The organism is Pseudomonas putida, from assembly GCF_028682175.1.
In the GTDB taxonomy this organism is placed as follows: Bacteria; Pseudomonadota; Gammaproteobacteria; order Pseudomonadales; family Pseudomonadaceae; genus Aquipseudomonas; species Aquipseudomonas putida_AD.
This window is the reverse complement of the sequence record NZ_JANHKS010000032.1, coordinates 45254-62910: the sequence shown is the minus strand read 5'-3', so window position 1 is coordinate 62910 and position 17657 is coordinate 45254. Positions and strand designations below refer to the sequence as shown.

Annotated in this window: 18 protein-coding genes and 1 pseudogene; 13 read left to right on the top strand and 6 right to left on the bottom strand. The window is 62.7% G+C overall.

Features of this window, described 5'->3' with window-relative positions; all coding sequences use genetic code 11:
* Window positions 1–10: 10 nt before the first annotated feature.
* The 3 genes from NPS29_RS20300 to NPS29_RS20290 all read right to left on the bottom strand — a co-directional run bounded on the left by NPS29_RS20300 (window position 11) and on the right by NPS29_RS20290 (window position 1918).
* Entirely contained in the window at window positions 11–784 is a 774-nt protein-coding gene (locus NPS29_RS20300) for a collagen-like protein (RefSeq protein WP_274134621.1), read from the bottom strand.
* On the bottom strand, window positions 777–1052 hold the full coding sequence (locus NPS29_RS20295) for a DUF1145 domain-containing protein (RefSeq protein ID WP_274134620.1): 276 nt from the start codon (window positions 1050–1052) through the stop codon (window positions 777–779). Before NPS29_RS20295 ends, NPS29_RS20300 begins: the two co-directional genes overlap by 8 nt.
* Window positions 1053–1219: 167 nt before the next feature.
* The gene (locus NPS29_RS20290; protein ID WP_274134619.1) at window positions 1220–1918 is read right to left on the bottom strand and encodes an OmpA family protein; all 699 of its coding nucleotides are present in this window, start codon (window positions 1916–1918) and stop codon (window positions 1220–1222) included.
* Between the two features lie 231 nt (window positions 1919–2149).
* Between NPS29_RS20290 and NPS29_RS20285 the strand changes: the two genes are divergently transcribed.
* On the top strand, window positions 2150–2647 hold the full coding sequence (locus tag NPS29_RS20285) for a DUF6231 family protein (protein WP_274134618.1): 498 nt from the start codon (window positions 2150–2152) through the stop codon (window positions 2645–2647).
* Window positions 2648–2657: 10 nt separating this feature from the next.
* Window positions 2658–3131: a YchJ family protein gene (locus NPS29_RS20280; RefSeq protein ID WP_274134617.1), complete on the top strand. Its 474-nt coding sequence runs from the start codon at window positions 2658–2660 to the stop codon at window positions 3129–3131.
* Between the two features lie 127 nt (window positions 3132–3258).
* Here the strand turns inward: NPS29_RS20280 and NPS29_RS20275 are convergent, their stop codons facing one another.
* On the bottom strand, window positions 3259–3861 hold the full coding sequence (locus NPS29_RS20275) for a hypothetical protein (RefSeq protein ID WP_274134616.1): 603 nt from the start codon (window positions 3859–3861) through the stop codon (window positions 3259–3261).
* A 111-nt stretch (window positions 3862–3972) separates the two neighbouring features.
* Here NPS29_RS20275 and NPS29_RS20270 point away from each other — a divergent pair, with 111 nt between their 5' ends.
* The 10 genes from NPS29_RS20270 (at window position 3973) to NPS29_RS20225 (ending at window position 14983) form a co-directional block, all read left to right on the top strand.
* Window positions 3973–4458 carry an LEA type 2 family protein gene (locus NPS29_RS20270; protein ID WP_274134615.1) on the top strand — a complete coding sequence of 162 codons (486 nt, stop codon included), beginning with the start codon at window positions 3973–3975 and terminating at the stop codon, window positions 4456–4458.
* 4 nt (window positions 4459–4462) lie between these two features.
* The gene (locus tag NPS29_RS20265; protein ID WP_274134614.1) at window positions 4463–4669 is read left to right on the top strand and encodes an SEC-C metal-binding domain-containing protein; all 207 of its coding nucleotides are present in this window, start codon (window positions 4463–4465) and stop codon (window positions 4667–4669) included.
* Window positions 4670–4892: 223 nt separating this feature from the next.
* A complete protein-coding gene (locus tag NPS29_RS20260) occupies window positions 4893–7376 on the top strand; it encodes a penicillin acylase family protein (protein ID WP_274134613.1) in 2484 nt (827 codons plus the stop codon).
* A 247-nt stretch (window positions 7377–7623) separates the two neighbouring features.
* A complete protein-coding gene (locus NPS29_RS20255; RefSeq protein ID WP_274134612.1) occupies window positions 7624–8670 on the top strand; it encodes a ligase-associated DNA damage response exonuclease in 1047 nt (348 codons plus the stop codon).
* Window positions 8667–10382 (top strand): ATP-dependent DNA ligase, encoded by a 1716-nt coding sequence (locus NPS29_RS20250; RefSeq protein WP_274134611.1) that lies wholly within the window; start codon window positions 8667–8669, stop codon window positions 10380–10382. The genes NPS29_RS20255 and NPS29_RS20250 overlap by 4 nt, the downstream gene beginning before the upstream one ends.
* Before the next feature lie 390 nt (window positions 10383–10772).
* Complete coding sequence (locus NPS29_RS20245; protein WP_274134610.1) at window positions 10773–11555, top strand: transporter substrate-binding domain-containing protein; 783 nt, start codon at window positions 10773–10775, stop codon at window positions 11553–11555.
* Window positions 11556–11642: 87 nt separating this feature from the next.
* A complete protein-coding gene (locus NPS29_RS20240) occupies window positions 11643–12371 on the top strand; it encodes an ABC transporter permease (protein ID WP_274134609.1) in 729 nt (242 codons plus the stop codon).
* Window positions 12368–13078 (top strand): ABC transporter permease, encoded by a 711-nt coding sequence (locus tag NPS29_RS20235; RefSeq protein WP_274134608.1) that lies wholly within the window; start codon window positions 12368–12370, stop codon window positions 13076–13078. The genes NPS29_RS20240 and NPS29_RS20235 overlap by 4 nt, the downstream gene beginning before the upstream one ends.
* Window positions 13079–13087: 9 nt before the next feature.
* Entirely contained in the window at window positions 13088–14206 is a 1119-nt protein-coding gene (locus NPS29_RS20230; RefSeq protein WP_274134607.1) for a succinylglutamate desuccinylase/aspartoacylase family protein, read from the top strand.
* A gap of 12 nt (window positions 14207–14218) precedes the next feature.
* Entirely contained in the window at window positions 14219–14983 is a 765-nt protein-coding gene (locus NPS29_RS20225; protein ID WP_274134606.1) for an ABC transporter ATP-binding protein, read from the top strand.
* A 36-nt stretch (window positions 14984–15019) separates the two neighbouring features.
* Here the strand turns inward: NPS29_RS20225 and NPS29_RS20220 are convergent, their stop codons facing one another.
* Together NPS29_RS20220 and NPS29_RS20215 are read right to left on the bottom strand one after the other, a co-directional pair.
* On the bottom strand, window positions 15020–16273 hold the full coding sequence (locus NPS29_RS20220) for a hypothetical protein (protein ID WP_274134624.1): 1254 nt from the start codon (window positions 16271–16273) through the stop codon (window positions 15020–15022).
* Window positions 16274–16325: 52 nt separating this feature from the next.
* Complete coding sequence (locus tag NPS29_RS20215) at window positions 16326–16775, bottom strand: YcgN family cysteine cluster protein (protein ID WP_274134605.1); 450 nt, start codon at window positions 16773–16775, stop codon at window positions 16326–16328.
* Between the two features lie 275 nt (window positions 16776–17050).
* Here NPS29_RS20215 and NPS29_RS20210 point away from each other — a divergent pair.
* Window positions 17051–17645: pseudogene (locus tag NPS29_RS20210) on the top strand (nitroreductase family protein).
* The last annotated feature ends 12 nt before the right edge of the window (window positions 17646–17657 follow it).

Below are 17657 nucleotides of genomic sequence, written 5' to 3'. Positions count from 1 at the left end.
GGGTTGAAGGTCAGAGTTTGCGAACGCTGACGGAGCCTGCTGGCCCGACCGAGCCCGTCTGGCCTTTCTCGCCGTTCTTGCCCGATTTTGCACCGTCGGCGCGGTACACCAGGCAACCCTTGGACGTACCGCCCTTGCCGCCGCGCCCGCCTTCGCCGCCGACGCCACCGGCGCCGCCCTGCACGTTGACCTTCACCCGGTCATCGGGAAAGCTCTGGGGCAGCTCCAGACGCACCAGCGCCCCCGGCGCGCCATCGCGGCCGTTGCCACCGTTATCGCCGTCGAAGCCACGGCTGGCCGAGCCCCAGGTGCAGCCCGGATCCTTGCCATTGCCGCCGTCCAGGCCTACATAACCGGGCGAACCCGCACCGCCTCGCGCATCGATGGACAGCAGGTCCGCATTCAGCTGCTCAACCCGCAGGTTCAGGTTGCGACCCGGCAAAGGCGCCTTCTCGAAAGTGCCCGGCGCGCCACGGGCGGTGATCTGCGCACCGCTGCCCAGCTCGCCCTGCCTGACTTGCAGCTTGAACGGCTCGGTGCCGGGCACGATCGCAATGCGCGACTCATGGCCCATCACCAGTTTTCCGACCTGCACTTCGGTCAACCCTGCGGGAATCAGCAAGGTGCCGTAGTCGGCGACTTCAAGGCGATCCAGCTGCAACACGCTGGTGTTGCTCGGCAGGCGCATCAACGAGTGCGGCTCCACCGAAATGGCCTGGGCCAATACCAGGGAGCTGCTCAGGGCCGACAGCACGCCCGCCGTCATCAACAACGCATTACGCATGGTGAACCTCCGCCTGCCGGCGACCGAAGGATTGCAGGTGAAAAATACCGAAGATCAGGATTTTGAAACGGTCAGACCAGGGATGCGCACGCCCCCGCAGGCTGGCGTTGAAGAACAGCAGCTCAAGCACGTGAACCGAGATCAGCAACACGCCCGCCAGTTTGAACAGTAATTCGAAGGGCACCGGCAGGGTCATGGCCTGACTGGCCAGCACCACCGCCCAGAATCCCAATGTCAGGATTTTCCCCAACCCGCAGAACAGCTTCATGACACGCCCCTGGTATTTTTAGTTTTCTGGCGCAAAAAAACGCTTCGCGCACAGTACGGCGAAGGGGCCGACTTTTCCAGAGGAAGGTCAAAATGTCGTGGCTTCGAACGCCGGATTCGGCCCATGAAAAACCCCGCCGAAGCGGGGCTTTTGTGTAGCGCCATCAATCAACGATTGATCTTGATCTCGACACGACGGTTCAACGCACGACCTTCAGCGGTTTTGTTGTCCGCCACAGGACGGCTCTCGCCATCACCTTCAACCGACACGAACGCACTGCGCGAGACACCGGCACCGACCAGATAATCCGTCACCGAATGCGCACGACGCTCCGACAGTTTCTGGTTGTAGGCATCGCTGCCCACGCTGTCAGTGTGGCCGCTCACATGCAGTTGCACGTTGGACGCCTCGGTTTTCAACTTGGTAGCCACCGTATCCAGTTGTTGCTTGTCGCCTGGAGTCAGCGTCGCCTTGTTGAACTCGAAATGCACGTCACGGATCGTGATGACTTCTTCCTTCGGCAGCACCACAGGGGCTACTGGCTCAGGCGCTGGCGTCACGATCGGGCAACCGGTCGCATCGACAGGCGTGCCTTTTGGCGTGTTCGGGCACTTGTCGACGCTGTTCAGAACGCCGTCGCCATCATCATCGCCGTCACCGTGAACCCAGCAATAGGCGCCCGCCATCACACCCACCGCACCACCCAGCCCCGCCGCAACGGAAGCCGTCTGGAATGCACCGATTGCAGCGCCGGTGAGCGCGCCACCGGCGGCGCACAGAGGCCAGTCGGTTTTTTGCAAGCCGGCACAGCCGGTCAACACACTGGTAACCAAAATCAGAGGTAACGCTGTGCGAATCATGCTCATACAGTTCTTCTCCTTTGGTATCGGCTTAAACCGACTGAAATGCAGTAAAGACGGCCCCTAGCCAGTTTTCCACTCTCAAAGCCCGCCAGAGGCAGGAAAACCGGGTGTTTTATTGAAATAGCCATTTGCCTCTACTTCGTAGCCTTTGTCATGGGCAGCGATAAAAAAGTTCAAGCACTAGGCCACGATCCTTCGGCAGGCTAACCTTGCGAGCTCAATTGAGGGATTTCGATGACCGACAGTTTTTCCACCCGCACGCCCCAGCAAGCGCTGGCCGCCCTGCTGGACCGCTACGCGCCCAAGCGGCTGCTGCTGATCGGCGCCGAGAGTTTTCCGGCCCTGCAGGCCTTCAAGGACGCGCACCCGGACACCGAACTGGCGCAGGCCGCCCCTGGCCCGCTGCCTGCGGACCTGGCCGGGCAGCGCTTCGATCTGGCGCTGGTGGTCGATTGCCTGGAACACATCCCCAAACGCGTAGGTCTGGAGTTGCTGGGCGGCATCCGCAACCTCAACGCCAGCCGCATCGCCGTTCTGGCCGACCTGAACGCCTGCGGCTGGCATACAACCGATTTCTACTCGCTGGCCCTGCAAGCAAGCGAGCGCTTCGCCCGGGACGATCAGGTATTGACGCTGTTCACCTACGACCTGCGCGAATACAAACAGGTGCCGGACTGGCTGAACGCGAAGTTCTGGGCCAACCCGGAAAACTTTGGCAAGTATTGGTGGTGAGATCCGCAACATGAGCAGTGCAATTTGCCCCTGTGGCAGCGGCGACCTTCTGGACGGCTGCTGCGGTCGCTATCACGCAGGCAACCCTGCGCCCTGTGCCGAAGCCCTGATGCGCTCGCGCTACAGCGCCTATGTGCTGGGCCTGGTGGACTACCTGCTGGACACCACGCTGCCCGTGCAGAAAGGCAGTCTGGATCGGGAGTCGATCAGCCAGTGGAGTGCGCAGAGCACCTGGCTGGGGCTTGAGGTTGAAAGTGCGGAGCTGCTGGGCGGCAAGCCCGAGCATGCGTTCGTGACCTTCACCGCCCGCTGGCACGATGCAGGCGGCGAGCACAGCCACCGCGAGCGCTCGGCATTCGTGCAGAACCAGGGCCGCTGGTACTTCATCGACCCCACCGTGCAACTCAAGGCCGGACGCAACGATGCATGCCCGTGTGGCAGTGAGCAGAAATTCAAGAAGTGTTGTTCGGCCTATATGGCCTGAGAGCCATGCGCTGGCCCGTAGCAGCACGGCTTGCCGGCGGGAGCGGTGTGCCTGTATCGGATACATCGACTGACACACCGCCCCCGCCGGCAAGCCGTGCTGCTACGGGTGTTGTGTGATCTGAAGGTCAAGCCAATTTCAGATGTGAAACATCCGGCACCAGCACGTGCTCTTCGGATTTCTCCTGCCCCATGTCACTGCCCGCAGGCGCAAGGCTCAGGCCGGACAGATCAAGGCGCGGCGCCACCGGGGCGGCTTTGGGGTCCTGCACATCCTTGCCCAGTTCGGACAAGGTAAAATCCGGCGCCTCGACATCGACGAACGCCGCCATGTAGACGTCCCGCGGTTCGAGCTTTGACGCAGGCCCGCCCTTGGCTTCACCCTTCGCCGATGGCGCGACCAATGAGGATCTGCGCGTCCAGCTGGGCTCATCCGGCGGCGGTGCCAGTTCGACCTCTTCCACTTCGACCGGCGCCGGTTCCGGCTCGGCCGTCACCTGCCCCGGCATTTCCAGCACCTGTACCTGGGCGCCAGCGCGCTCAAGGGTCGAGCGATATTTTTCAGCGCCTGCCTGATCGAGGTTGTTCTTCAATACCAGCCGCCGCCCGGAGAACAGCAAGGCGATGCGCTGGGCGTCGGCCTGGAACAGCTTGGCCAGGTTCGCCTGGACGCGATCAAGTTGTGCGCCGGGTACCAATTGGCCGGAAAAAACAATTTCGTACAACTTCATGGGTCAATACTCCTTCGACACATGGCGTGAGTATGGCGCAGGCTCTGTAGAACGGCGAGTTGCCCTGAACCGGCTGCTGGCTAGACTCAAGACCCGACAGGGAGTGAATCAATGGTATTTCAGGCAAAACTTATCCGGGTCCTCTGCATCTTCATGATGCTGGCGTCATCAGGCTGTGCGTCGCTGTTCACTGGCGGCGCAGAGGATGCCAACGTCAAGCTGCTTCGGGTTGACGTGGTCAAGGCCAAGCTGCTCAAGCAGGACATGAAGCTGCGCTTTCGCGTCGACAATCCCAATGACGCGAGCATCTGGGTGCGCGGCCTGCGCTACAAGGTGATTCTCAACGACATCTTGATAGCAGACGGCGATTACAGCGACTGGTTCATCGTCAAGGGCAACAGCCACCGCAATTTCACGGTGCCGATCCGCACCAACCTGTGGGAACACCTCAAGGACGTCACGCGGATGCTCGGCAAACCCAACCAGCCTATTCATTACCGGCTGGAAGGCAAGCTCAAGACCGGATTTATCTTCGGACACAGCGTGCGTATTGATCGCAATGGCGAGATAATCCCCGGCGATTTGATTCCGGAGTAACCCCATGAACCAGCAAACCCACGTGCACGGTCCTGACTGCAACCACGATCACGACCATCACGACCACCATCATGACCACGGCCACGTGCACGGCCCGCACTGCAACCACGAACCCCAGGAGCCTGCACGCAACGCGCTCAAGGACGTGGGCCGCAACGATCCTTGCCCGTGCGGCAGCGAGAAGAAATTCAAGAAATGCCACGGCGCGTGATGGACGTTTGACGTCACCCCACGCCCCGTAGCAGCGCGGCTTGCCGGCGGGAGCGGTGTGTCAGTCGACGTATCCGATACAGACACACCGCTCCCGCCGGCAAGCCGTGCTGCTACGGGGGGCTGCAAAATCGTGAAAATACCCCTGCCTCCCGCTTGCACGGCGCCTGCCCGCTCACTAACGTAGCGCGTTTCCAAACGCATCCCTCCGCAGGAGCTACATCATGGCCTCGCCAGCCCGCTTTCCTTTGAAATCCCGACTCGGCACGGCCGCTGCCATGATGGGGCTGTTGAGCCTCGCCGGATGCCAACTGGGCGGCGAAGACCGTGACAACCTGCCGCCCACCAGCGGTGTATACGCGATCAAGGGCCTGGCGCAGAACGTCTCGGTACGCCGCAACAACCTGGGCATGCCGCTGATCGAAAGCAGCACCTTCCATGACGCGCTGTTCACCCTGGGTTACGTTCACGCCAGCGACCGCATCTCGCAAATGGTGCAAATGCGCCTGTTGGCGCAGGGCCGTCTGTCGGAAATCGCCGGGCCTGGCGCGCTGGATCTGGACCGCATGCTGCGCGCCGCCAACCTCAAGCAGACTGCAGGCGATCTGTACAACGCCTCCTCGCCTCGTCTCAAGCGCTTCTTCGAAGTCTACGCGCGGGGCGTCAACGCCTACCTGTTCCGCTACCGCGACAAGCTGCCTGCGGACCTGGCCGATGCTGGCTACAAACCCGAGTACTGGAAGCCGGAAGACTCGGCGCTGATCTTCGCCCTGCTCAACTTCAGCCTGTCGGTGAACCTGCAGGAAGAGATTTCCTCGCTGGTACTGGCGCAGAAGGTCGGACCCGAGAAGCTGGCGTGGCTGCTGCCGACCTACCCTGACGAAGAGTTGCCGTTCGCCGAGGCCGACAAACTCAAGGGCCTGAACCTGGGCACTCAGTTGCCTGGGTTGAGCGATCTGGACAAGGCCGCCCTGCAACTGTCCGACCTCAATCTGCTGGGCGTGTCGGCCTCCAACAATTGGGTGATCGCCCCGCAACGCGCCCGTGCCGGCAAGAGCCTCTTGGCCACCGACAGCCAGTTGCCGGCCACGCTTCCGTCGATGTGGAATTTCGTGCAGATTCGCGCGCCCAAGTACTTGGCTGCAGGGGCCACCGTCGCTGGTTTCCCGCTGGTGCTGTCGGGCTTCAACGGCAAGCTGGCCTGGGGCATGGGCCCGGCCATGGGTGACAACCAGGACCTGTTCCTGGAGAAACTCAAGCGCGAAGGCAACCGCCTGATGGTCATGGCCGACGGCAAGTGGGTGCCGGCTGGCGCCCATGAGGAAACCTATTTCGTGCGAGGTGACCGGCCCGTGCGCGAGGCGGCCTACACGACGCGCCATGGCGGCCTGCTCAACGGCGCTTCGGCGCAACTGGCCAACGGCCTGGGCATCGCTCTGCAGACCCCGGACGCCAAGGACGACAAATCCCTGGACGCACTGTTCGACCTGACCCGCGCGCAGAACGTGGAGCGCGCCTTCGACACCACCCGGGAAATCCGCGCCATTACCCTGAACATGGTGTTCGCCGATCCCTCGAACACCGGTTGGCAGGTCACTGGCCGCTACCCCAACCGTCGCGAAGGCCTGGGCCTGATTCCGTCGCCGGGCTGGGACAGCCGTTTCGACTGGGACGGTTACGCCGACGCCATGTTGCATCCTTATGATCAGGATCCGCAGCAAGGCTGGATCGCCACGGCCAACCAGCGCACCATGCCCAAGGGCTATGGCATGCAGTTGTCCAACTCCTGGGATTACCCCGAGCGTGCCGAGCGCATCGCGCAACTGGCTGGCAGCGGCAAGCAGGACACCCGCAGCACCATTGGCATGCAGTACGACCAGACCACCACGTTCGCGGCCAAGCTGAAGAAGATGTTCGAAGCGCCGGGCATGGCCACGCCGCTGAAACAGGCCATCGACGCACTCCCGGCCGGCGACCGCGACAAGGCTCGCGAAGCACTGAGCCGGCTGATGGCGTTCGACGGGCGCCTGTCGCCGGTGTCGGCTGACGCGGCGATCTATGAGCTGTTCCTGCAGGAAAGCGCGCGGCAGATCTTCCTCGATGAACTGGGCCCTGAAAGCAGCCCGGCCTGGAAAGCACTGGTGCAGAGCGCAGACCTTTCCTACTCGCCACAGGCCGACCACTTGCTGGGGCGCGAGGACAGCCCTTACTGGGATGACGTCAAAACCCCACAGAAAGAGGACAAACCCGCGATCCTCGCCCGCAGCCTGGCGGCGGCGATCACTGCCGGCGAAAGCCAGTTGGGCGCCGATCACAAGGCCTGGCAGTGGGGCAAGTTGCACCAGTACAAATGGACCTCGCAGAGCGCGCAGATCACCGCAGCCCTTGGTGGTAGCAAGGCAAGCACGATCAAGGGGCCGATGGCGGCCGGCGGCGACCACACGACGCTCAACGCTTCGGGCTTCCACTGGGGCCAGGACTTCGACGCAGCGGTGATCCCGGCGATGCGCATGATCGTCGACTTCGCCCAGCAGGAGCCGATGATGGCGCAGAACGCGGGCGGCCAGTCGGGCAACCCTGCCAGCCCTCATTACGCCGACGGAATCGATCCGTGGGTCAAGGGGCTGTACATGTCGGTGCCGATGCAACCGGAGAATTTCGACAAGGTGTATGGCAAGCAACGGTTGACGCTGACGCCTGGGAAATAACCCCAGGCAACACGCAAACCTGTAGGAGTGAGCTTGCTCGCGATTCGTCCTTTCAGGCACATCACCGCTGCCTGACACACCGCAATCGCGAGCAAGCTCACTCCTACAAGGGCGGCGGCAGGTCAGATGTTGATGATGCATCTGGCCCAACGCCGTCGCGGGCATGCGCGCTCCTACAGGTAAACAGACCGAACTTCTCGATCCCCCCGCTGCTCTACCTGACAAGCCCTCCACCCCGGCCAAGCCCATGGACCTTGTCATCGCCCGCCCCGAAGGCCTGTACTGCCCGCCCGGAGATTTCTACATCGACCCGTGGCGTCCGGTCGAGCGTTCGGTGATCACCCACGGCCACGGCGACCATGCCCGCACCGGCAACCAGCACTATCTCGCTGCCGCTCCCGGCGAAGGCATCCTGCGCTCGCGGCTGGGCCGGGACATCAACCTGCAGACTCTCGAATACGGCGAATCCATCACCCACCACGGGGTGAAACTGAGCCTGCACCCGGCCGGCCACGTGCTGGGTTCGGCGCAGGTCAGGCTCGAATACGGCGGCGAAGTCTGGGTCGCATCCGGCGACTACAAAGTCGAGCCCGACGGCACCTGCGCTCCATTCGAGCCGGTGCGCTGCCACACTTTCATCACCGAATCGACCTTCGGCCTGCCCATCTACCAGTGGGAGCCCCAAGCGCACATCTTCGCCGGGATCAACGACTGGTGGCGGGCCAATGCGGCCGTGGGCAAGGCCAGCGTGCTGTTCGCCTATTCCTTCGGCAAGGCCCAGCGAATCCTCCACGGCATCGACCCGAGCATCGGCCCGATCCTGGTCCACGGCGCAGTGGAGCCGCTCAATCGTGTCTACCGCGAAGCCGGGATACGAATCCCCGAAACCCAGTACGCAGGCGATTTCAAGAAGACCGACCCCGCCCTGCGCCATGCCCTGATCGTTGCCCCGCCTTCGGCTGGCGGCAGCACCTGGATGCGCCGCTTTGGCGACTTCAGCGATGCCTTTGCCAGCGGCTGGATGATGTTGCGTGGCACGCGGCGCCGCCGTGGGGTGGACCGAGGTTTCGCGTTGTCCGACCACGCCGACTGGCCCGGCCTGTTGTGGGCCATCGAAAACACCTGGGCCGAACGGGTGATGGTCACCCACGGCTCGGTCGCGGTGCTGGTGCGCTACCTGCGTGAACTGGGGCTGGACGCACAGGGCTTCACCACCGAGTACGGCGATGAAGAAGACGACGCGCCCGCCAAAGAGCCGGCCGAGGAGCAGTCCGAGCAAGAGACTGCGTCATGAAAGCCTTCGCCGAACTGTACGCTCAGCTCGACGCCACCACATCCAGCAACGCCAAGCTTGCGGCGATGCAGCACTACTTCGCCCACGCAGCACCGGAAGATGCCGCCTGGGCCGTGTACTTCCTCGCCGGCGGCCGTCCTCGTCAATTGGTGCCCACGCGCCTGCTGCGCGAGCAGGCGATGCAGCTTTCGGCGTTGCCCGAATGGTTGTTCGAGGAGAGCTATCAGGCCGTGGGCGATCTGGCGGAAACCCTGTCGCTGCTCCTGCCCCAGGCCGAGCACAGTTCCGAAGAAGGCCTGGCGAGCTGGATGGAGAACAAGCTGCTGCCCCTGCGCGGCCTGCCACCGGAAGAGTTGCAGGAGCGGCTGCCGACGTTCTGGGCGCAACTGGATCGCCAGTCGCTGATGGTCTGCCTGAAACTCATCACCGGCAGTTTTCGCGTCGGCGTGTCGAAATTGCTGGTCACCCGGGCACTGGCCGCACTGGCCGAGATCGACAGCAAACGGGTGGCCCAGCGCCTGGTGGGCTACACCGACCTGTCCCATCGCCCGAGCGCCGAAGGCTACCTGAAGCTGATCGCCGAAGAGTCGGACGACGAACACGCCCAGCGCGGCGGCCAGCCCTACCCGTTTTTTCTCGCCCACGCACTGCAACAACCGGTGGACCAGTTCGAGACCCTGCTCGGCCCTGCCGAAAATTGGCAGGTGGAATGGAAGTGGGACGGCATCCGCGCGCAAGTGGTCAAGCGCGAAGGACGACTGTGGATCTGGTCGCGGGGTGAGGAGCTGGTCACTGATCGTTTCCCGGAGCTGCACAGCCTGACCCCATGCCTGCCCGATGGCACGGTCATCGACGGCGAAATCGTCGTATGGAAGCCGTCGAATCCCGCCCCGGACGGCGAAAACGCCTTCGCCCTCAGAACGCCCTCGCCTGCCGAACCGGGCCAATCGGCACCCTCGGTCCAGCCTTTCGCCCTGCTGCAACAACGCATCGGCCGCAAGACCCTGGGCAAGAAGATCCTCGACGAGGTGCCGGTCGTGGTCCTGGCCTACGACCTGCTGGAGTGGGATGGCCACGACTGGCGCAGCCGGCCGCAGCATGAGCGACGCACTCAACTGGAGCAGGTGATCGCCCAGGCCAACAGCCCGGTGCTGATGCCTTCGCCGGTGCTCACCGGGAAGGACTGGCTCGACCTGGGGCGCCAGCGCGAAGCGTCGCGCAGCCTCGGCGTCGAAGGGATGATGCTCAAGGCGCGGGATGCGTTGTATGGCGTGGGGCGCACCAAGGACATGGGCGTGTGGTGGAAATGGAAGATTGATCCGTTCAGCGTCGATGCCGTGCTGATCTACGCCCAGCGTGGCCACGGACGCCGCGCCAGCCTGTACAGCGACTACACCTTTGCTGTGTGGGACGGCCCGCCAGAGGCCAGCCAACGGACTCTGGTGCCTTTCGCCAAGGCCTATTCAGGGCTCACCGATGAAGAGATGCGCAAGGTCGATGCGATCATCCGCAAGACCACGGTGGAAAAATTCGGCCCGGTGAGAAGTGTTACCCCGACCCTGGTGTTCGAGCTGGGGTTTGAAGGAATTGCCCTGTCCAAACGCCACAAGAGCGGCATCGCCGTGAGGTTCCCGAGGATGCTCCGCTGGCGGCTGGACAAGCCCGTGGCCGAGGCCGACACCCTGGCGACCTTGCAGGATTTATTGGCTTGAGCACCTTTTCGGTGCGTACGCCTCCCCTCGGATCACCCCGACGCACCCCGTAGCAGCACGGCTTGCCGGCGGGGGCGATCTTGAATACGTCACCGCCGGCAAGCCGGACTGCTACGAATCTATGCAGCGTCGGGTGAGGTGGTGTGCGCACCGTGCATCAACGGATTTTTTACGCGCCCTTTTTGGTCATTTCCGCTAATCTCCCCCTGCCTGCGGCGCCTGATAAAAAGACAATAGATGGCTCAAAGTCATCATTGCGACAACTCCGTACATTTAAAACGCACGTTCGTCTCTTTGGTTCGGAAATTGCTGTCTTTTTTCAGTCTGGCACCCGCCGGTAGCAAGCCTTCGCGTGTTCCCAACGCTCAATTTGGTTTTAAGGACTGAACGATGAAAAAAGCATGGCTGACCCTCTCTGCACTGGCCATCTGTCTGGCCGCTGGCAACGCAATGGCCAAGGAGTACAAGGAGCTGCGTTTCGGCGTTGACCCTTCCTACGCTCCGTTCGAATCGAAAGCTGCCGACGGCAGCCTGGTGGGCTTCGACATCGACCTGGGCAACGCGATCTGTGCCGAGCTGAAGGTCAAGTGCAAATGGGTCGAAAGCGATTTCGACGGCATGATTCCCGGTCTTAAAGCCAACAAGTTCGACGGCGTGATCTCCTCCATGACCGTCACCCCGGCTCGCGAGAAAGTCATCGACTTCTCCAGCGAACTGTTCTCCGGCCCGACTTCCCTGGTCTACAAGAAAGGCTCGGGCCTGTCGGCTGACACCGCGTCGCTCAAGGGCAAGACCGTTGGCTACGAGCAAGGCACCATTCAGGAAGCCTACGCCAAGGCCATTCTGGACAAGGCTGGCGTGAAGACCCAGGCCTACGCCAACCAGGACCAGGTTTACGCTGACCTGGTGTCCGGTCGTCTGGACGCCTCCGTACAAGACATGCTGCAAGCCGAACTGGGCTTCCTGAAGTCGCCACAAGGCGCCGACTACGAAGTCAGCAAGCCTATCGACGATCCACTGCTGCCAGCCAAGACTGCCGTCGGCATCGCTAAAGGTAACAAAGACCTGAAAGCGCTCTTGGACAAAGGTATCAAAGCGTTACACGATGACGGCAAATACGCCGAGATCCAGAAGAAGCACTTCGGCGATCTGAATCTGTACAGCGGTAAGTAAGAAAACAAACGCCTGTCGCGTTCAGGGGGTCATCCGAATCCCCCCTCTAAGCACGATGGGCGTTTTTATTGACTGCATAGGTTCCACATGTTCGAAACTCTCCTGCAAAACCTGGGACTGTCCGCGTTCAGCCTCAAGGGCTTCGGCCCGCTGCTGCTTCAGGGCACCTGGATGACCGTCAAACTCTCGGTAATGTCGCTGCTGCTGGCCATCGTGCTTGGCCTGCTGGGCGCCAGTGCCAAACTGTCCAAGGCCGCGATCCTGCGGATTCCGGCACAGGTCTACACCACGCTGATCCGTGGCGTACCGGACCTGGTGCTGATGCTGCTGATCTTCTACAGCCTGCAAACCTGGCTGACGACCTTTACCGAAGCGATGGAATGGGACTACATCGAGATCGATCCCTTCGCCGCCGGTGTCATCACCCTGGGCTTCATCTACGGCGCCTACTTCACCGAAACCTTCCGTGGCGCGATCCTCGCGGTGCCCCGTGGCCAGGTCGAAGCCGCCACCGCCTATGGCCTGAGCCGCAGCCAGCGTTTTCGCTTCGTGGTGTTTCCGCAGATGATGCGCTTCGCCCTTCCAGGTATCGGCAACAACTGGCAAGTGGTGCTCAAGGCCACGGCACTGGTGTCGATCATCGGCCTTGCGGACCTGGTCAAGGCCTCGCAGGACGCAGGCAAAAGCACCTATCAACTGTTCTATTTCCTGGTGCTCGCGGCGCTGATCTACCTGGTCATCACCAGCGTCTCCAACTTCGCCCTGCGCTGGGCTGAACGGCGTTACGCCGCAGGCAGCCGGGAGGCTCAACGATGATCGAATTGCTGCAAGAATACTGGCGCGCGTTTCTCTACACCGACGGGCAGAACATCACTGGCCTTGCCATGACCATGTGGCTGCTCAGCGCCTCGATCGCCATCGGTTTCATCGCTTCGATCCCGCTGTCCATCGCTCGCGTGTCACCCAACCCGCTGGTGCGCTGGCCGGTGCAGTTCTACACCTACCTGTTCCGCGGCACCCCGCTCTATATCCAGTTGCTGATCTGCTACACCGGGATCTACAGCCTGGAGGTGGTGCGCGACCAGCCCATGCTCAACACGTTCTTTCGCGATGCGATGAACTGCACCATCCTGGCCTTCGCCCTGAACACCTGCGCCTACACCACGGAAATCTTCGCCGGTGCCATCCGCAGCATGAACCACGGCGAGGTCGAGGCGGCCAAGGCCTACGGCCTGACCGGCTGGCGCCTGTACACCTACGTCATCATGCCGTCGGCGTTGCGTCGTTCGCTGCCCTACTACAGCAACGAAGTGATCCTGATGCTGCACTCCACCACCGTGGCCTTTACCGCCACCGTGCCGGACATCCTCAAGGTTGCGCGGGACGCCAACTCGGCGACCTTCCTGACCTTCCAGTCGTTCGGCATCGCCGCCCTCATCTACCTTGCGGTCACCTTCATGCTGGTGGGCCTGTTCCGCCTGGCCGAACGCCGCTGGCTGGCCTTCCTCGGCCCGACTCACTAGGACTCGCAGATGCGCCACCAGACTCATGACCTGCTGTCGCCGGTGCCAGGCACCGCGCGGCAGATTCACAGCTTTCACTATGGCCCGCAGGACGGTGCCTGCAAGATCTATATCCAGTCCTCCCTGCACGCCGACGAACTGCCCGGCATGCTGGTGTCCTGGTACCTCAAGCAACGCCTGGCCGAGCTTGAAAAGGCCGGCCAGTTGCTGGGGGAAATCGTCATCGTTCCGGTGGCCAATCCGATCGGCCTGGAACAGGTCCTGATGGACACCCCACTGGGCCGCTACGAGCTGGAAAGCGGGCAGAACTTCAACCGCTGGTTCGTCGATGTGGCGCAACAGGTGGGCGACGAGGTCGAGCCGCTTCTGGGCGATGACCCGAAAAGCAACGTGGCGCTGATCCGCAAAAGCCTGCGCGTTGCACTGCAGGCACGCAGCGGTTCCACTCAACTGGATTCGTTGCGCCTGGCCTTGCAGACCCTGGCCTGCGACGCCGACATGGTGCTGGATCTGCACTGCGATTTCGAATCGGTGGAGCATCTGTACACCACGCCGGAAGCCTGGTCCCGGGTCGAGCCGCTGTCGCGCTATCTGGGCGCACAGGCGAGCCTGCTGGCGACCGATTCGGGCGGGCAGTCGTTCGACGAATGCTTCACGCTGGTCTGGTGGCAATTGCAGCAGCGCTTCGAGAAGCGCTTCCCGATCCCGCTGGGCAGCTTCTCCGTGACCCTGGAACTGCGCGGCCAGGGCGATGTGAACCACGCCCTGGGCAGTCGCGACTGCCAGGCGATCATCAGTTACCTGATGCAATACGGCGCCATCGCCGGCGTGCCTGCGCCGGCCCCTGAACTGATTTATCCGGCGACGCCCCTGGCGGCGGTCGAACCGGTTGCCACCCCTGTAGGCGGCCTGCTGGTGTTCTGCACCCTGCCGGGCGAATACGTCGAGGCGGGTCAACTGATCGCCGAGGTCATCGACCCGATCAACGATCAGGTGACCCCGGTCCACGCGACCAACGCCGGACTCATGTACGCCCGCTCCTTGCGACGCATGGCCACGGCCGGCATGGTGATAGCCCATGTCGCCGGCACCGAGGCCTTTCGCAGCGGCTACCTACTTTCTCCTTGAGGATTGCCTGACATGTACAAACTGACCATCGATGGTCTGCACAAAAGCTACGGCGACCACGAAGTGCTCAAAGGTGTGTCGCTCAAGGCCAACGTCGGTGACGTGATCTGCCTGATCGGCGCCAGCGGCTCGGGCAAGAGTACCTTTCTGCGCTGCATCAACTTTCTCGAACAGCCCAACGACGGCGCCATGACCCTGGACGGCAAGCCGGTCAAGATGGTCAGCAACGCCAGCGGCATGCACGTGGCCGACCCTGCCGAACTGCAGCGCATTCGCACACGCCTGGCCATGGTATTCCAGCACTTCAACCTGTGGAGCCACATGACAGTGCTGGAGAACATCACCATGGCCCCGCGCCGGGTGCTGGGCGTGTCCAAGGCCGAAGCCGAAGACCGTGCGCGCAAATACCTGGAGAAGGTCGGGCTGCCTGCCCGCGTCGCCGATCAATACCCGGCGTTCCTTTCGGGCGGCCAGCAACAGCGCGTGGCGATTGCCCGGGCGCTGGCGATGGAGCCGGAAATCATGCTCTTCGACGAACCGACCTCGGCGCTGGACCCGGAGCTGGTCGGCGAAGTCTTGAAGGTGATTCAGGGCCTGGCCGAAGAAGGCCGCACCATGATCCTGGTGACCCACGAGATGGGCTTTGCGCGCAAAGTGGCCAATCAGGTGGTGTTCCTGCACCAGGGCCAGATCGAAGAAATCGGTCACCCGGACGACGTGCTGGGCAACCCCAAGAGCGAGCGCCTCAAGCAGTTCCTGAGCGGCAACCTGAAGTAAGCGACACGTGGCCTGCCCGCCGTCAGGGGCAGGCCACTATTGCAGCAACGAAGTAGCCAGCACCTTCGACGGCTCGCCAATCACTCCGGCGGCAAGCTGCACGAAATCCTCGGTGCTCACCTTGCCCATCCGCACCAGCCCCTGAATCACATCATCCAGCGATTTCTGGTCGCGGGTCTGCTGACGGATTTCCTGATCCAGCGCCGACAACAGCATCGCCGCTCGGGCGGTCATCCCCGGATCGACGTGCTCGGCACGCAGGGTCGTCACCTTGCGCCCCAGTCGCGTGAGAATCGATTGCCAGTCCTCGAAACGATCCTGGGTCATGCCACCGGCCCGACGCAGCAATTCGACCGAGTAATACTCGGCGACGCCTGCGCGGATCCAGTCGCTGCGATCACGCACCTGAATGCGCCCGAACACCTGCACCAGCTCACGCAGCAACGGGCTGGCCCCGCTCTCGCTGATCAGCGGGCGATTGGCGTTCAGGTAGATCGAGTCATGGGCGGCGCTGGCATTGCGCGCCATGGACTCACTGGCGCCGACCACCAGCAGTTTGTCCGGGGTGCGCGGGAACACCGCTTGCAGCCTGGGCCACACGAACGTGAGCAGGGTCAGGGTTTCCATGCGGCGCATGCCCTGCCCTTTCGGCGCACTGACCGTGACGTCGGTCTCGCCCAGCCTGGCGCGGCGATTGATCAGGTTGCCGGCCAGCATCCAGCCGTTGGGGCGGGCGAACAGACGCGAGACGTCATCGATGCGAAAGCGGTTCTTGCCGATGCGCGGCCACGAGGTTTCGACGTTTTTCCAGCCGGACGGCAAATCGACCGTCATGCGGGTTTGCAGGCGGATGCCGTCCTGCTGATCCAGACGCGCCCTGGGCACCAGGTCTTCGCCGCGAAACAGCGCCCAATCGGCGGTCATACGGCTTGCATAGCGGGGTTTGCCGTTGAGCGGGTCGGGGGCGTGGCGGTCGATGTGCACGCGGTAGGTCAGCGTCGCCTTGCCGCTGGCGGGCTTCCAGACGCCGCGCAGTGCGTTGCCGGTGCGAGCGGCGGCGGTTGACCACTGGCCGTCGGCGCTGAAATCGCTGAACTGGCCCTGCTCACCCAGATCCAGGTCCAGGCTGCGCACTGCCGTGCCCTGCTCAAGCGTGAGGCGCACCTGGGCCTGGTCGCTCTGGGGCAGCAACGTGATGTGGTAATCCAGATCGACTTTCTTCGCCGCCCATACCGGCAGGCTGAAAACAAGAACAGCAGCACACAACGGCAGTTGATAACGCACGAGCAGACCACTCCTGAAACCACAGGCTGTTGGATCGGGTGACGAGGCGCCGGGCGAATCAGCCCGCGCGGAAGATCAGGTAATCCTCCCAGTCATCTTCGGCCACGCTCTTTTCGCTGAGCATGCGCCCGGACTGGGAAATGCGTTGCTTGTGAACCTGCTCGCGGTCGCCACACACCAGGTGGTGCCACAGGGGCAGGTCCTTGCCTTCGCTGACCAGACGGTAGCCACAGGTCGGCGGCAGCCACTTGAATTCATCGGCCTGACCGGGCGTTAACTGAATGCAATCGGGCACCAGGGCCTTGCGATTCGGATAATCGGTGCACTGGCAGGTGTTCAGGTCCAGCAACTGGCAGGCGATGCGGGTGTAGTAGACGCTGCCGTCGTCCTCGTCTTCGAGCTTTTGCAGGCAGCACAGGCCGCAACCGTCGCACAGGGATTCCCACTCGACCGGATCGAGTTGGTCGAGGGTTTTGCGCATCCAGAACGGTTCGACTTTGGCGGCCATGATTTCGCGAGGATCGGTATCGACTAATGAAAAGGCCGCCAGTCTAGTGGCACATCGCAGCCGGGCCAAGCGTTGGCGACTGTCGGTAAGCGCGCACTTGTCAGTTGCAGTGCCGCGCAGTAGCTTTATGCCCTCGCACGCCCGCGCCAGAGCGCCCCTTGCGACACGCGCACGACCCCGTATTTTCGACGATGCCTGCCGTCCACGGCCCATCCGATCGTCCTCGCAGGCCGCACCCGGCCCTGCGATTCATTCAACCTTCAGGACCTGCAAACATGAGCGCCAACCCTCGCATTGCCGAATACGCCATTGACCCGCAATTCACCAATCGCTGGTCGCCACGGGCCTTTACCGGTGAGAGCATCCCACAGGAAACCCTGCTGAGCTTCTTCGAGGCGGCCCGCTGGGCGCCGTCGGCCTACAACTCGCAGCCATGGCGCTTCCTCTACGCGCGCCGTGACACGCCGAACTGGGAGCGCTTCCTGGGTCTGCTCAATGAATTCAACCGTGGCTGGGCACAGCATTGCCTCGGCCTTGGTGATCGTGATTTCCAAGACCACCTTCACCGCACCGGGCGCCAGCGAAGAAACGCCTGCGCTGTGGCACACCTTCGACACAGGTTCCGCCTGGGGGCATCTGGCGCTGCAAGCAAGCCTGAGCGGCTGGCACACCCATGGCATGGCCGGTTTCGATCAGGAACTGACCCGCAAGGAGCTGAAGATTCCGGAAGGCTACGCGCTGCACGCGGCGGTGGCGATCGGCAAGCTGGGCGACAAATCGACCCTGGCCGAATACCTGCAAGCCCGCGAAACCCCAAGCCCACGCCGGCCGTTGGTGGAATTGGCGGCTGAAGGGGATTTCAGCCTCTAATTTCCATCGATC